Origin of the sequence: Candidatus Nitrosocosmicus agrestis, assembly GCF_008389435.1 — an archaeon.
GTDB lineage: Archaea > Thermoproteota > Nitrososphaeria > Nitrososphaerales > Nitrososphaeraceae > Nitrosocosmicus > Nitrosocosmicus agrestis.
Window position 1 is genome coordinate 39,896 of the sequence record NZ_VUYS01000023.1, and the last position, 15,486, is coordinate 55,381.

At 34.6% G+C, this 15,486-nt stretch carries 16 protein-coding genes and 1 tRNA gene; 11 read left to right on the forward strand and 6 right to left on the reverse strand.

Annotated features, from left to right (window positions below):
* Positions 1-924: an ABC transporter substrate-binding protein gene (locus F1Z66_RS13295; RefSeq protein WP_255437930.1), complete on the forward strand. Its 924-nt coding sequence runs from the start codon at positions 1-3 to the stop codon at positions 922-924.
* Positions 925-951: 27 nt separating this feature from the next.
* Here F1Z66_RS13295 and F1Z66_RS13300 read toward each other — a convergent pair whose 3' ends face one another.
* The gene (locus F1Z66_RS13300) at positions 952-1,656 is read right to left on the reverse strand and encodes a hypothetical protein (protein WP_149864119.1); all 705 of its coding nucleotides are present in this window, start codon (positions 1,654-1,656) and stop codon (positions 952-954) included.
* 131 nt (positions 1,657-1,787) lie between these two features.
* Between F1Z66_RS13300 and F1Z66_RS13305 the strand changes: the two genes are divergently transcribed.
* From F1Z66_RS13305 to F1Z66_RS13335, 7 genes are all read left to right on the forward strand, one after another.
* The gene (locus F1Z66_RS13305; RefSeq protein ID WP_149864120.1) at positions 1,788-2,582 is read left to right on the forward strand and encodes a hypothetical protein; all 795 of its coding nucleotides are present in this window, start codon (positions 1,788-1,790) and stop codon (positions 2,580-2,582) included.
* A gap of 6 nt (positions 2,583-2,588) precedes the next feature.
* Complete coding sequence (gene scpB / locus F1Z66_RS13310; RefSeq protein ID WP_149864121.1) at positions 2,589-3,125, forward strand: SMC-Scp complex subunit ScpB; 537 nt, start codon at positions 2,589-2,591, stop codon at positions 3,123-3,125.
* A 24-nt stretch (positions 3,126-3,149) separates the two neighbouring features.
* The gene (locus F1Z66_RS13315; RefSeq protein ID WP_149864122.1) at positions 3,150-3,536 is read left to right on the forward strand and encodes a 30S ribosomal protein S8e; all 387 of its coding nucleotides are present in this window, start codon (positions 3,150-3,152) and stop codon (positions 3,534-3,536) included.
* A gap of 69 nt (positions 3,537-3,605) precedes the next feature.
* Positions 3,606-4,283 carry a phosphoribosylformylglycinamidine synthase subunit PurQ gene (purQ, locus tag F1Z66_RS13320; RefSeq protein ID WP_149864123.1) on the forward strand — a complete coding sequence of 226 codons (678 nt, stop codon included), beginning with the start codon at positions 3,606-3,608 and terminating at the stop codon, positions 4,281-4,283.
* A 17-nt stretch (positions 4,284-4,300) separates the two neighbouring features.
* Positions 4,301-6,493, forward strand: a complete 2,193-nt coding sequence (purL, locus tag F1Z66_RS13325) for a phosphoribosylformylglycinamidine synthase subunit PurL (protein WP_149864124.1) — start codon at positions 4,301-4,303, stop codon at positions 6,491-6,493.
* 157 nt (positions 6,494-6,650) lie between these two features.
* Entirely contained in the window at positions 6,651-8,093 is a 1,443-nt protein-coding gene (locus F1Z66_RS13330; protein WP_149864125.1) for an amidophosphoribosyltransferase, read from the forward strand.
* 38 nt (positions 8,094-8,131) lie between these two features.
* Entirely contained in the window at positions 8,132-8,449 is a 318-nt protein-coding gene (locus F1Z66_RS13335) for a hypothetical protein (RefSeq protein WP_149864126.1), read from the forward strand.
* A gap of 10 nt (positions 8,450-8,459) precedes the next feature.
* Here the strand turns inward: F1Z66_RS13335 and F1Z66_RS13340 are convergent, their stop codons facing one another.
* The 4 genes from F1Z66_RS13340 to F1Z66_RS13355 form a co-directional block, all read right to left on the reverse strand.
* Entirely contained in the window at positions 8,460-8,903 is a 444-nt protein-coding gene (locus tag F1Z66_RS13340; RefSeq protein WP_149864127.1) for an NUDIX hydrolase, read from the reverse strand.
* A gap of 27 nt (positions 8,904-8,930) precedes the next feature.
* Positions 8,931-10,670, reverse strand: a complete 1,740-nt coding sequence (locus F1Z66_RS13345) for a DNA topoisomerase I (RefSeq protein WP_230207568.1) — start codon at positions 10,668-10,670, stop codon at positions 8,931-8,933.
* A 70-nt stretch (positions 10,671-10,740) separates the two neighbouring features.
* A complete protein-coding gene (locus F1Z66_RS13350) occupies positions 10,741-11,568 on the reverse strand; it encodes a dihydroorotate dehydrogenase electron transfer subunit (RefSeq protein WP_201448632.1) in 828 nt (275 codons plus the stop codon).
* Positions 11,552-12,457 carry a dihydroorotate dehydrogenase gene (locus F1Z66_RS13355; RefSeq protein WP_149864128.1) on the reverse strand — a complete coding sequence of 302 codons (906 nt, stop codon included), beginning with the start codon at positions 12,455-12,457 and terminating at the stop codon, positions 11,552-11,554. Before F1Z66_RS13355 ends, F1Z66_RS13350 begins: the two co-directional genes overlap by 17 nt.
* Positions 12,458-13,329: 872 nt before the next feature.
* Here F1Z66_RS13355 and F1Z66_RS15700 point away from each other — a divergent pair.
* The 3 genes from F1Z66_RS15700 to F1Z66_RS13365 all read left to right on the forward strand — a co-directional run bounded on the left by F1Z66_RS15700 (position 13,330) and on the right by F1Z66_RS13365 (position 14,314).
* Positions 13,330-13,503 (forward strand): hypothetical protein, encoded by a 174-nt coding sequence (locus F1Z66_RS15700; protein ID WP_154670574.1) that lies wholly within the window; start codon positions 13,330-13,332, stop codon positions 13,501-13,503.
* 32 nt (positions 13,504-13,535) lie between these two features.
* On the forward strand, positions 13,536-13,940 hold the full coding sequence (locus F1Z66_RS13360; RefSeq protein ID WP_255437931.1) for a DDE-type integrase/transposase/recombinase: 405 nt from the start codon (positions 13,536-13,538) through the stop codon (positions 13,938-13,940).
* 299 nt (positions 13,941-14,239) lie between these two features.
* Positions 14,240-14,314: transfer RNA gene (locus F1Z66_RS13365), tRNA-Met, on the forward strand.
* A 298-nt stretch (positions 14,315-14,612) separates the two neighbouring features.
* On the opposite strand, the gene bluB is transcribed toward F1Z66_RS13365, so the two are convergent.
* A complete protein-coding gene (gene bluB / locus F1Z66_RS13370) occupies positions 14,613-15,332 on the reverse strand; it encodes a 5,6-dimethylbenzimidazole synthase (protein WP_201448631.1) in 720 nt (239 codons plus the stop codon).
* Between the last annotated feature and the right edge of the window lie 154 nt (positions 15,333-15,486).

Sequence of the window (15,486 nt, forward strand, 5' to 3'; positions counted from 1 at the left end):
ATTGTATCATTTCTTCCCAGTGCTACAGAAATTTTATATGAAATAGATCTGGGTGACATCATTAAAGGTGTTACTCATGAGTGCAACTTCCCGTCACAAGTAAATGATAAACCTAGAGTAATTGAGCCAAGCATAAATTTTGATGAATTAAATGCATCCCAGATAGATTCCAAAGTGAGGGAATTATTGAATCATAACATTCCAATTTTTAGAATCAACGAAAAACTGATGCAAGAAATTAAACCTGATATGATAATAAGTCAAGATACGTGCTCAGTTTGTGCACCTTACACAAGAGAGACAAGATCAGCTTCTGAAATACTTGGTTACGAACCTGAGAATTTGATTCTTAACCCTAAAAACTTCAGTGATGTATTAAAAAGTATAGAAACAATAGGAAAAAAAATAGGGAACTTGAACAATGCATATAAATTGATAAATACAATTGAAAGTAGGACAAAGGAGCTTGAATCAGCAATCAAGACTTCAGAAAAATCGAATGAATCTATTTACAGTAAACCGACTGTCCTCTTTCTTGATTGGATTAGTCCTTTCTTTGTAGCAGGCCATTGGATTCCTGGAATGATAGAGATAGCAGGTGGAAATTCATTGAATAAACCACCCAGTCCTGACTCTGTACAGATATTAATAAACACTATTGCAAATTTAGATCCTGATAAGATAGTAATTTCTCCATGTGGGTTCAATTTGGAGAGAAGCCTGGCTGAATACAAACGTCTCCGCGAAATCAATTGGAATTCGTTAAAGGCAGTAAAGAATAATGAAATCTATCTAGTAGACTCGTCATATTTTAGCAAACCCAGTCCACGTTTGATTACTGGAATTGAGATTCTTTGTAAAATCGTTAACCCCACTATCTTTGGTGACCTTGAGGTACCTCCTAATAGCCTATTGCGTATTTAATAGAGATCTCTTATAAGATATGAAACACTATTTAATACTGTAACATATACATCCGTCAATACGGTCCATTCCTTCAATTGTTATTGGATAAGATACTGGATTTCCATCCTTATTCTCAAAAATTTTGCCTATCGGAAAAAAAGTCATAGAATTTGGATCGAGTGCATCATCATTGTATCCATACATTAAATTCGACACGAAAACTTCAAATCTTAATTGATAGGGGAGGTTACGCATTTTATTCCACCATTCTACTCCTGTAAAACATTGACTAAATTGATATACAAATGTCCTTTTGTCCACAATTAAATCATAAATTTCCACTGTTTTAGTATCAAGATCTTGCAAACAGTATTGAATTATTGATTCATCCTCCTTAAACCGTATTTCTCGCCGGTAAGACCCTCCGATCTGAGGGATAACTTTTCTAAAACGATATTGGTTTGTTCCTCTAAATATGGCTTCAAAATAGTTTTGATTGTCGAATTGACATATGAGATTCAATTCGGCTGGTTGTTTTTGAACGTTAAAAATCTCTAATAGATATAACATCCATGACTTGTCGGGAATAAAATTGCCTAGATCCTTTATTAACTTAATATTGTCCACTACCACCCTAAATTTATCAAAATCATCGGGATAGTCTGAATTGGGAGTGTCGATGCACCCATACCAATAATGCATAATTAGAAGTTTAGGTTTTCTTCTTAAATATTCTATTAGGAAATGCAACCCCTCATCTGGATTTGATTTCTATTCTATTTATTATTCTTAATTTTTCATGGAGCAATCTTTTGCTATCCTCTAAAACGATTTAATTTTAACCGTATATATTAAATTGCGGTATTTCCATAAACCATAAAATGGTTGGAGAAGAGGGAGATAACTATCAGGTAACAACCAGACAGAAAATATCCAAACCTCCATTAAATTTACTTTTTAATCCTTCGTTAATTGAGAAAGATGATGTTTGGAAAATTGATATTGTAAAACTCTTAGAAATTCTTCTTTCTACCCTTACAACCTCAAAATACAAGGACCTTCGACTATGTGGTGTAGCTATTCTCACTTCAACTTTAATACATCGTTTGAAAGTTGAATCTATATTTCGATTAGAGAAGATTGCAAGCAAACAACAGTATAATGATGGTACCGGTTTGAAGGAAGCAAGTGAGAAAATACCCATTCCTGAAATCTCAAACCTTTCCTTTCCGTTTAGAAAAGAAGTTACGTATCCAATCTCGCTTGAAGAACTCTTGTCTATTTTAGAAAATATGGTCACTGATTTAACCAAACCGGTTATAAAAAAATCTCAGGTTAGCCTTGAGCCTGTAGAGGTTGTCAATTTTCAAGACTATTTAATCAAATTTGAACGAATTATAGAAGAATTTGAGATGAAGTTACTAACTAACTTGAAAATTAATAGTCATATAAACTTTAACGAACTGGTAAAGGATCTCGACAGTCTTGAAGCATCGCGTTATTTTATTGCGATGCTGTATCTTTGCATGAAGGATAAAATAGATATAGTTGCTGAGCCGGTAAGAAAAATCCAACAAAACCTAGTTCCAGATTCTATAAATTCCAAATTCAAATATCCAGATAGTAACATTGAATATGAACAAATCATAGTCACACTAAAGTCAACAGTTAGTTGAATTCAAATGGCAAGATTACCTAATGATGAGATTATTGCAAGGATCGAAGCAGCTCTTTACTCTTCAGGACGCCCCTTATCTTTGGATGAAATTATTCGAGCTTCAGGGATCGAATCCAAAGACAAAGTAAAAAAATTACTCAGTGAATTAATCAATAAAACTCAAGTAGTTTTCAAGGCATTAGAAATTGCAAAATTGGAAGACGGCACATATGTATTCCAGCTCAAACCCATCTACAATCCAATAGTAAAAAGGTTCTCAAACAAACCTCAAATTTCTAATTCTGTTCTTAAAACGCTTTCATACATAGCATTTGAACAACCTGTAACTACACGTAGATTGCTTGAGATTAGGGGTTCTAAAGTTTACCATCATTTGAAAGAACTACAGGAAGAAGATTTCATTAACTTCAAGAGTTCAGGCAGGATTAAGGTATATACCACAACAAGCAAATTTAATAGTTATTTTGGTATAAATGATTTAAAGTCATTAAAGAAAACCCTGCTATTAAATCCTAAAGAATTGGATAAGAAAAACACTTAATTAGCGATTCGTTAAATTTTATATGTGCGTAAATCTATCGAGAACCTTTCAGGTAGGAAATTCACTGGTGGAAGAATAATTCCAAATCGAACAAGAAGAAAGTATGAAATTGATAGATATCCTAACGAACCTATTGTAGGAGAGACTAAGAATATTGTCCGTAGGGTGAGAGGTCATAACATTAAAGTTGCTTTTAAATTTGCTGAATACGCCAACGTTAGCGATCAAGAAAGCAAAAAGACAACTAAAGTAAAGATCATAACGGTATCGAAAAATCCAGCCAATAAGGATTTTGAAAGAAGGGGTGTTATTACCAAGGGTTCGATTTTGGAAACTGAATTGGGTTTAGCCAGAGTAGTTTCGAGACCTGGTCAGGATGGGGTAGTAAATGCAATTTTAGTAAAACAGTAACATATTCCCCCACAATTATTAAATTATTGAGAATACGAATTTATTAAATATCACTGGAGTACCTAAGTATTGGCTAAAATTGGAATAACTGTATTTCCTGGCAGCAATTGCGAGAGGGATGTTTATTATGTTCTTAAAAATTTGCTGAATGTAGATGTCGAATATATCTGGTATAAATCCTCAGTTGATAATTTTGATTCTATCATTATACCCGGTGGATTTACCTATGGTGATAGATTACGGGCAGGTGCAATCGCCGCTCATAGTGAAATAATGAATAAAATTGTAGAAAAAGCAGAAGATAACGTTCCAATCTTAGGTATCTGCAATGGCTTTCAGATACTTGTGGAATCTCAATTACTACCAGGTGCTCTTATTCTTAATGATTCTCTTGAGTTCATTTGTAAATGGGTGAATGTAACTGTTGCAAATAATAGAACGCCTTTTACAAATTTATTTGATAAGGAGAATTTATTATCGATACCAATTGCACATGGGGAAGGCAAGTACGTAACAGAACCTAATATCATGAATGAGATAAAAGAAGATAATCAAATCGTTCTGCAGTACAATGATGACAATCCAAATGGTTCACTTAGTAGAGTCGCTGCGATATGCAACAAAAAAGGTAACGTAATGGGTATGATGCCTCACCCTGAGAGAGGTAGCGATCCTGATCTTGTTCCCGAAGGGTTTGATAATAGATCAATATTGATATTTAAATCTTTAATCAATTATCTGAAATAACCCTTTTGGTGAAATAGATGGGAATACTAAGTGATAATGAATATAAATACCTCAAGAATAATCTTGGTAGGACTCCAAATGAACTCGAATTAAACATAATTAGCGCTGAATGGTCAGAGCATTGTTCATACAAGTCATCCAAAAAACACATCAAGTTACTTCCAACCCAAAGCAAAAGTTTGATTGTTGGACCTGGATATGATGCAGGCGTAATTGATGTAGGTGATGGTGAAGTAGTAACAATACATATTGAGAGTCATAATCATCCATCAGCTGTTGAGCCATATGGAGGAGCCGCAACTGGAGTCGGGGGTGTTTTAAGAGATATACTCTCGATGGGGACCAGACCCATAGCATTGTACAACGCGCTTCGATTTGGAAATATCGATTCCAAAACCAAGGATGGCGGAAAAAATCTCTGGTTATTTAAGAATGTAGTGAGGGGAATCGCAGATTATGGTAATTGCATGGGAGTTCCAACTCTTGGTGGAGAGGTTGAATTTGATGAGTCTTTTAATGAGTACTGTCTGGTGGATGTTGCATCAATAGGATTTTCAAAAAAGGATAAGATAATTGGTAATACTGCTTCAAAGGGTGATCTGATTATATTGGCTGGTAACGCCACAGGAATCGATGGAATTCATGGGGCATCATTTGCATCCAAAAACTTGGAAGAGGAAAATCGAAGCGCAGTTCAAATTCCAGATCCATTCTTGGAAAAGATCCTCATGGAAGCCACAATGGAAGCAGTAGATCGTGCTTGCATTAAATCGATGAAGGATCTGGGTGGTGGAGGTTTGTCTTGTTGTCTATCAGAAACTGCTGACAATTTGAACAAAGGTATGATGATTGATTTATCTATGGTTCCAACAAATCTCTCTGATATTACGGATATACAAATAATGATCTCTGAATCACAAGAACGGATGCTATACATTATTGATCCTAATATGAAAGAAAAATTTTTTGAAATTTTTAATAAGCATGAAATTACTTTTGCAATAATTGGTGAAGTTACAGATGATGGCGAGTTATGCATTACTAAAAAGAATAACATATTAGCTAGAATGCCCGCAAAATTAATAGCCCATGCTCCACTTTTAGAAAGAGAGACTTATTACCCTTCCTACTTAAAGGAAATCAAAAAATCATTTAAATCTCCCGCCATAATTGATGATTATGAAAACAGCATTTATCAATTGCTTTCTGATCCCTCCATATGCAGCAAAAAATGGGTATATCAGCAATTTGACCACGAGGTTGGAGTTCGTACGGTAACAAAACCAGGCGAATCTGACAGCTCAGTGGTAAAATTGAATTCTGAGAAATACCTTACTTTTTCTTTGGATGGAAACTCAAAGCAATGTTACTTGGATCCATATAATGGAACACTTGGTATTCTTGCTGAATCACTTAGAAATATTTCATGTAGTGGATCTAAACCATTGGGGGTAGTTGATCATTTGCAGTTTGGAAATCCCGAAAATAAGGAGGTTTTTTGGACATTTGTTCAGTCAATTACCGCGATTAGGGATTTTTGTAATTTTATGGAAATTCCTGTAGTTGGAGGCAAAGTTAGCTTATATAATGAGACTTCAAATGGTTCCATAAAACCATCCCCCGTAATAGGTATGCTTGGGATTATTAATTCTAAGACAAAGATGAGAGGTGGAAAATTTGGCCCAGATGAATTTATTTTCATAATCGGAACTACCAAGGAGGACCTCGGCGGGTCAGAATACTTTGAATATTGCTTGAATCTTACAGGCGGTCAAGTACCAATAGTAGATTTGGACATTCTAAAACAAACTATAGAGGTGATCAAATCGCTGGTTAATCAAGATGGATTAATTAATGCAATTCATGATTGCTCAAAAGGGGGTCTCGTTATCTCATTGCTAGAAATGGCCATACAGTCGCAAATTGGGTTTAATATTTCGACTACAAAAATCCCTAATGAATGTAGTCGGCTGGATTACCTACTTTTTTCCGAATCTCATAATCGTTTCCTATTGACAACCAAGAATCCATTAAAATTGGCAAGTTACTTAGATAATATGGCCATACCCTTTGCTAACATTGGGATTACCCAGTCAACAAAAGAATGTATAATTAAAGCGAATGATAAAGAGAATATTATTTTAGACTTGGTCAAAGTAACTGAGATCTATAACAATTGCTTAAACGAATTATTTAAGGGGAAAAGTTGATATTTTTTTAAAAATTCTTATTAGCTCTCCTGGTTGAATGTCTCGCATCAAAATGGCCCCGAATGAGGAAAACGCACATGATTCCGATGAGTTTTTTATAACATAGGTTGGTAAAATGAAATATTAAAAAGAAGGAAAGACGAAGGATAATTTTCTAATGGTTCATGAAAATTGCGGAGTTGTTGGCATATATTCGCTTGGTGGGGTTAACGTCATACCCTATCTGATAGATTGCCTACGATCGCTACAGCATCGAGGTCAGGAATCTTGGGGAATCGCTGTCCCAAAAAAAATCCCATATAAGAAAACTGGATTGGTATCTCGATCCGCTAATGAGTTTGAGAATATAATCACAAAATATTCATCAAATATTGGTATTGGCCATGTTCGATATTCTACCTTTGGTTCGAGCTCTTTAGAAAACGCCCAGCCACTTAAGGTAAAAGACCTGTGTGTAGCTCATAACGGTACCATTACAAACGCTCAACAACTTTCTAATTTGGTAGGAGGTTGCACCTTTACTCCACAGAATATGACGGACACTTTGGTGGCAGCTCAAAGGTTGGTTGAAATTTTAAAGAGCAAAGACGACATGAAGAGTGCAATGACTATACTAAAAAAAGAGATGATAGGTTCTTATTGCTTTACATTTTTGACTGATTCTAATACAATTTATGCTGCGAGGGACCCAAAGGGCTTTAGACCAATGGTTCTAGGTCACCACAAGGATACAAATACTTTTATAATTGCATCCGAATCATGTGCGTTTTCCTCATTCGGGGCCATTTTGATGCGAGACATTCAACCAGGAGAGCTAATAAGAATTGATCAGAATGGTATTCGATCCGAAACATATGCTGATGCAACAAAGCACGCGCATTGCGCTTTTGAATTCACTTATTTCGCCCACCCAAGCTCTATCATGGAAGGAATAAACATTTACTTGGCCAGAAAAAAAATTGGTGAATATTTAGCTGAAAAGTATCCTATTAGTGATGCTGACGTAGTTATTCCAGTTCCAGATTCTTCACGTCCGGCAGCGCTTGGGTATTCACTCAAGCTAGGAATACCATTTGAAGAAGGGTTACTAAAGGATCGATATAGCAAGAAGGGTTCTATGCGAAGTTTTATAGAGCCTTTAAATGAAGATCGTAAAGAAATTAATCAAAACATACTTCCTATTAGAGAAGTTATTCAAAATAAGCATGTAATAATAGTTGACGACAGCATAGTGAGAGGTACGAGTTCTCGAGCAATCATAGAATCGGTAAAAAGTGCCGGAGCCAAAAAAATTTCTATGGTGGTTACCTATCCACCTATTAGCTATCCGTGTTACGCCGGAATTGATTTTCCCTCACAAGAGGAGTTGATAGCTTTTCAGGTTGCTAGGAATGAAACTAATTTAGAAAGTATCGGAAACAAAGTGTCTAAAATAATTGGAGCCAATACTGTATTGTATAATGACAATTTGACATTGGCAAAAGGAATTGGATTAAAGAAAAGTGAATTGTGTTTCTCATGTTCAACAGGAGATTATTCACCACTGGGTATTACACCTAATTTCAATTTGAAATATCAAATTAATGACAAATTGCTTTAAAACTAAAATTTAAATCCCTTTCAAACAGATTAATCTTGTTGAGTTTAGAACAATTAAGAGATAAAGCGTTTTTCCAAAACTCGATAGATGTATGGATTATGCTTTGTGAAGAAAAAAATTGGGAATACTCTGATACGAAAAACTATCTTAAATTCATTGATTATTTATTTTCTAAGGGTATGAAAATTCAAAGATTTCCGCTTTGTATTAAAGAATCTGGAGGTGTGTTTGAAAGAGGAAAAAACAAGACAAATTTTTTAGAAAAGATATCCAAAATTCAATCTGACAATGCTGCGGCATTTACCATAAAACTCACGGAATCAGCCATAGCAACAATAAGGACATTTTCACCTTAGTTAGTTGATTTCAAATTATTTTGGAGGTCCAATATGTGGACTTATGTATTCGCCAATCTCTATAGTCTTTAAGTATTCTGACATCATCATCATATAGGTTAGCATTGCTGAGATTTTTAGAATTTAGCCAATTAACATCTAAATTAATGCCTCGAATTTTTGCATTAAATTCAGTAACAATGCATATAAAAACGGCAGTGACAAAATGATTAGTTCCACCCGCATCATATTCCGAATAAATCCCAAGTATCGCTATAGGTTCGATCTCATATGGGGTACTTTCAGCAATTATCCGTTTAGCAGTTGATTCTGCAGATTCGTTATAAAGTACGTCACCTACTGGAATCTTAATCATCGAAAATGGATCGTTCTTATTCACAATAATAAAAAGGATTTCATTATTACTATTATTTAGAATGGCTTTAACTCTGATATGTGGAGTCCTGCTTGTCATTTCAATATACCTCTCCAAAACACGAGTCTATCGGAAGTTAAAAAAAGATTTCAGTTCTTTGTTTGATACTGAATCCACCCAAAGAAATTTTCTCTGTAATGTACCTGTGTACATCTTTTTCCAATCCAACTCAACTAGATTCATCCAAGACTTGAATACACGTGGATCGATATAATTACGAAGGGATGTTCCCAGGTTATATTCTCGAGTATCTTTTTGCAATTTGAGCTGAAATTCTAGTTTTTCAATTCTCTCAAGTAATCTTTGCCTTTGCTTATCGGTCTTCCATTTCCGGGAACTTAGATCAGATTTTAACTTTGAAATAGACTCTTTCTTCTTTAGGACAGAATCTTCAAATCTTTGATTAGTAAGGACTGAATTCGGATTTTTTGGATCAATTCCTTTTTTATGGTTACAAGTAATCGCGGCTTGAAGATTCGCGTATTTGGCTACATACGTCTTCTCAAACTCACTTGATGCTTTGTTAACTTTGATCGGGGGATCCCTGAGCCATCGTTTAACTACGTTGGTAGCAATATAAGTCCTAAAAACCTTCGCAGTCAAACCTGGAACATTCTTTGAGTCAATGTTCCTTAAGAATGTATTTACTCTTAAAGAGTTTATATTATCAAATATGTGATCAGTCGCATTTTTGTTTTTGACAAACATCATGAGGTTATCATATAAAAGTATCTTTTCAGGGGTATCAGCTTCAATCGATTTTTGCCACGGGACACTATCTTTTCCTAAGAAATTAAATTCAATGGTTTTAGTCCCATTTGGTAATTCTCTGAAGATCAAATGTTCTTTTCTTAGAGTGGTCGCACCTACCGTATCAGCCTCATCTGGATCTTTTTCATCTCCTACCCTCATGGCTAACTTTATGATGAGAAAACACACCGTAGCAATTTTTTTCTGATTAAGGTCCCTAGAACTCATCCTATGGATAATTTCCTTCTCTATTTTCAAGATGTATTTCTCAAGGTTCAATGCCTTGTCATATTTTGCTTTATCGTAATTTTGACGAATCAAAGATGAATCATGAAGCCAAACATATTTCCGCTTTCCAGTCAAAGTCTCGATCCAGGATGCTAGCCATGTAGATGTATGATCGTGAATGATCTTTTGCCATGGTCCCTCTGGAACGCTCGCTTCTTCACCTAAATTCAATATTACATCTTGTGGACTAACCCTTGGTTTCCATCTACCGCGTAATGGATGCTGACCTCTGCCCATAAAAAGGCCAGGAGGTTCCACGAGCCAGTTTGCGACATCTACCTCAGTACCATCAACGAAAGCTTTTCCATAAAAATTTTTTAACCTTTCTTTTTCAACTTTTTTTTCTAAAGATATTCTTTTCTTTACATCTTTTGGCAAATCCCTCCAATTTTGTTTCTCTTTTTCCTTAATTGCTTTTTCTTTATCGACCAGTTCATTGAATTTACTAAAATCTAAATCAGAAATTTGGTTTATCCTTGATCGAATATTATCAGGAAATAATTTTTTAAAATCCTGAATAAAATTTTGTTGAAAAACCGGATCATGCACGTAGTGTGTATCCTTTTTCTTAGACCATGCGTATACCAATTCTTCTTGATCCGCATCCAATGTAATCCTTTCACCTTTAATTCTGAACTCTAAGCCCTTTGGCTGATAAATTGGTGGAAAGCAGACTCCGTTATGAAAGAGTGTATTCCATTTTCGGTTCTCTTTGTTTTTAATGTTTTGCTCAGATTTATCGTCAGAAGAAATCGAAATGGAAGTCAATTGATATAAAGTAAAACCCTATTTAGAATATAAAAATATTCTCCATATAATAAACCCATTAAAGAGCCTGTCAATAACTATCAAGTATTCCAGATTTGTTTCTATAAAAGCGGCCAAATTCGGATAATTTTGATATTTGGCCTTTGTTGAAAACGGTTCCGTCTACGCATACAAGCTTATCATTTATACTACAGCTTGAGCAAATTCCTATTCCACATTTCATATATCTCTCGACACTTGCCTCTAATTGTATAGTTTTTTTAGAAATAATTTCATATACTCCTTTCATCATTAATTCCGGACCGCAAGTATATACCATATCTATCTTGGGATCCTTTTCTACGATATTATCTAAAAGTTCAGTGGGGTATCCTTTAAACCCTATAGAACCATCATCTGTTGCAATCAGAAGTTCAAATTGCCTGTCTTGCATAATATGTGAAATCAAGTCGATGAAAAATAACTCACTCTTTGACCTCGCACCAACGATAATTGTAGAAAAGATGTCAGAATTTTTAGTATGATTGAGAAGTCTGACCAAAGGAACCAAGCCAGTTCCGCCACCAATCAGAAGCCTATGTTTAAAACCAGGGTCGGTTGAAAACGAATTTCCATAGGGTCCTCTAATGCCTATTGTTTCTCCTTCCACTAAATTAAACAATGAAGTAGATGCTAACCCTTTCTTCCTTATTGTTATCGCTGCTTCACCTTGCGAATTAGATATCATGACACTTAGTGGGATCTCCTCTTTTTGTGGAATCCAGACCATCAAAAACTGGCCAGGTTTAGCGTTATGAGAAAGATAGTCATCAAAGATTAAGGTTTTAACAGAAGGAGTCTCCTCTCTAGTTTTTTTTATCCTCACAATCCGCAGAATGTTCTTATCGATGTGCAACACCTATCAACTCCCTTAACGAATCATATTTTTTTGCCTCAAGATAGACCTTTAAATCCTTGGCAAGTCTTTGAATTGAATTGATGCCGTATGTTCCTATCATGCTTCCAACTTGAACCGCTGTAGCACCCGCCATCACATATTCAATAACATCCTCATAATTTTGAATTCCCCCGCATCCAATGATAGGAATTTTGATGCTTTTATAAAGCTCATAAACACATCTTACTCCAATAGATTTTAAAGCAATTCCTGATAAACCACCTATTTTGTTTTCTAAAATAGGGCATCTATTTGTTATATCAATCTTCATCGCTCTTATGGTATTGATTGCGGTTACACCATCAGCCCCAGAATTTTCTGCTGTTTTTGCAATATGAATAACGTCAGTCTTACCTATACCTACCTTTACAAATAATGGCTTACTTGTCTTGGTCTTTATTGATCTTATTATGTCAGAAACCAGCTTTGGATCATCGCCAATCTCCATACCCATCTTCTCTACATGAGGACAAGATAGATTGAGTTCGAAGCCAAGAATGTTGTGATTTTTAATCTTTTCTACAATTTGAATATATTCAGAAACATTCGATCCTACTAAACTAACAAACAAAGGGACAGAGTTGTTTGCAATTTCTTTGGCAAAAGCTTCTGCACCAGGATTTGCCAATCCAACAGCATTTAGCCAATTATTATTACCTAATGCTACTATGGTGGGATTCCTATAACCATCCCGCGGTTTAATGCTGATTGATTTGCTGACAATAGCACCGACGCCTATCTTTTCTAATCTTTTAAATATACTTTGAGATAAACCCAATATTCCTGATGCTACAATGATGGGATTGTTCAGTTCAATTCCAGCAAACTTTGTGGGAATGTCAAAAACCAACTCTTTTTATAAAGAATTCACATTTCATTAATTAAAACGTTCCTTCCAATGTTCTTGATTTTTACAATTGCAAAGTTTATGGTCTTAAGAATAAATTATAAAATGATTTTAGCTGCATTATCAATATTTATTTTGTCTCGAACACATTTACTATGATTTATAAAACGTTTTAATTTAGTATATCACCATATTTTTTAGTTTTCCATCAGCAATATGAAGGATTCAAAACTCGTCTAATGATTCCTAATTCCCTAAAACATGGTTAACTTTTACCAAAATCCGTTGCCGTGATCTAGACTAAGAGAATTACATTTTGGAAACTTTTATTGTTCGAATGGCAGTGATTTATAGTTGTATAGATGTTTTAAATGATTGTATCTTTGATTTCAATGTGTGACTTTTGATATGTCTTTTAGAATTCCCAGTAGGACATTAAACTAACTTGTATAGTATTTTATCAATAAGAAATACGACAATACCTTAGTGGTATTTATTTTATCCTATGGTATGGAGCAATATCTTTATTGGTATTTATTTGACCTCGATTGCCACAGGAACAATGATATTAATCTTTAATACCCCATTGCGGATACTGCTCCTAAGATAATACAAGTCAATAAAAATCAAAAAAATATCTATCAGTAAATAGACATTACCGGACTTCTAAAATTGCATAATTAAGGATTTCGAGTATCTTAATCACCTTATATTCAAATGAGCACCTGAAAGCAAAGATTACTTCAGACTTTGAATCTGCCATTCCGCTACTCACAAAAAATATTTGAACGCTTGGCGTGCAATTATGTGGACCTTCAAGAAGGCTCTGTTCAGTTAACGATAAGCCTATAGCTTGAAAGCATTCCATTTCTTTTATGCTTACTAGAAACAGAACGCCTTCAAAGTATGTATATTATGGGTTGCATTTGTACTTTTCAGGCCTATCCTTAAGGAAAGCCTCGGAAAGATTATCTCAGATATACAAGAGAAATCACGTTTTCTTTGCCAAAAGTGGAATTGGATTCAAAAGTACAAGCCTCAAAAGCTGAAGTCAACTAGAAGAAGAGTTCTAGAGTATATAATAGATGAGACCATGTTGAAGGTGGGATCAGAGTACATCTGGCTATGGATTGCTATCGAACCAAAAAACAAACAGATCCTCGCACTAACTATCTCAAAGGAGAGAAACATGTTTGTAGCTGAAAGATTCATTTCAGGTTTAGTCAAGATTCATGGAATTCATCCAGTTTCGACTGATGGAGGTACTTGGTATCCACTGGCCTGTAGATTCTTAATTCTCGATCATCACATTCATTCCTCTCTGGAGAAAAGTCTGATTGAAAGAAAGATGCAATACATAAAAGACAGAACGGAAAGTTTTGATGATTATTTTCCCTGTAGAATAAAGAATTGCAAGTTGAAGCACGTAAGTAACTGGTTGAATATGTTTTCAGATTATCATAACAAGGAGGTGAACGACGCTTAAGTTAACAGCGCCCTCTTTCCGATATATATAATTTAAATTGGATTATACGAGTTTATTTTTTTATGCATCAGTTTTTGTTAGTCTTTTTTAATCTTAATAAATCAAAATTTAGCATGTTAATTAAAGAGCAATAATGGGAGAGGATTAAGGTTGCTCTTGGGAAGGTTGAATTAACAACTAACCTATCTTTCATGTTTAACCCTTTATGACAAAACATAAAATTTTGCGCCTCGGAAAGGATAGATTATATTGTACATAACTTTAAGATGATATGCTTATAACCTAGAATGGCTGGGCTTGCCGGGGTAGCTCAGCCTGGTCAGAGCGTTCGACTCATAATCGAAAGGTCGCGGGCTCAAATCCCGCCTCCGGCATAATTTTTTCAGCTTCTTATCTCATTTATGTAAATTATGGTATGGAAATTACAATATTTATCAAAAATGTAAATAATCCGCAATATATAAATTGAAGACAAAATCAATTTAATTGATTTGCAAAAATCAAAAAGGATAAAAAAGCCTCCTCAATGTGGATTACTGCTAATTCAATATAAAAAGTCAAAGTAATGTTACTAAATAATTAGCACTATTTCATTAATTTTATATTTGTTTTAACTAGTAAAATGTTAAAAAAAGAACAGTAGTTCGCAAAGCAGGCTTGAAAAAAGTTATATTACCAGAAAATTTTCTGTTGATTTATTTTATCAATGTCGTTTTCTGGATCTTTTAATCCCCAACACTCGAAATTTACTACTTGCGTCAATGGCATTCTTTCAGCCCAATTGCTTTTTTCAAGATCAGGCAAAGGTTCAAATTCTTTTACATATCCCAAACACAAGTAAGCGATAGGCTTTATGTGTTGAGGAATGTTTAATATTTTCTTTAGATCTCGATTGTTTAATATACTTACCCATCCAACTCCAATATTTTCTGCCCTTGCAGCCAGCCACAAATTTTGAATTGCACAACAAACGCTATAGATACCTGCTTCTTTAATTGTCATCCGACCTATTACGAAAGGGCCAAATCTAGCATGATCATAAGTTACACAGATGTTTAAATCTGATTCCAAAATTCCCTCCAATTTTAATTCAAGATATTTTTGTTTTTTTTCATTTTGATTATCTAGTAAGTGAATAGATTTCAATTTTTGATCCAAAAACGAATTCTTTATTTGACTCCGTTTATCCAGATCCCGAACCAATATAAAATCCCATGGCTGGGAGTATCCAACAGAAGGTGCATGATGGGCTGCCAACAAAATTTTATACAAAGTTTGGTTTGATATTTTCTTTTTAATGAAATCTTTTCTTACATCCCTTCTTGAAAAGAGAATTTTGTAAAATGCGCTTCTTTCAGATTCGTCTATATTGCCATGACTACTCGAATTCACTACCCATGAGTTACAAGTAGCTTTAGTATATTGTTTTATCCAGTGTAAAAAGGGGTAAGACTACCTATAATACAAATTAAAGGCGTCAGGGTTATTCTTTGGCCCATTACAATGAATTTTATAAAACCGTATTTTTTATAGATCTACAAAATTC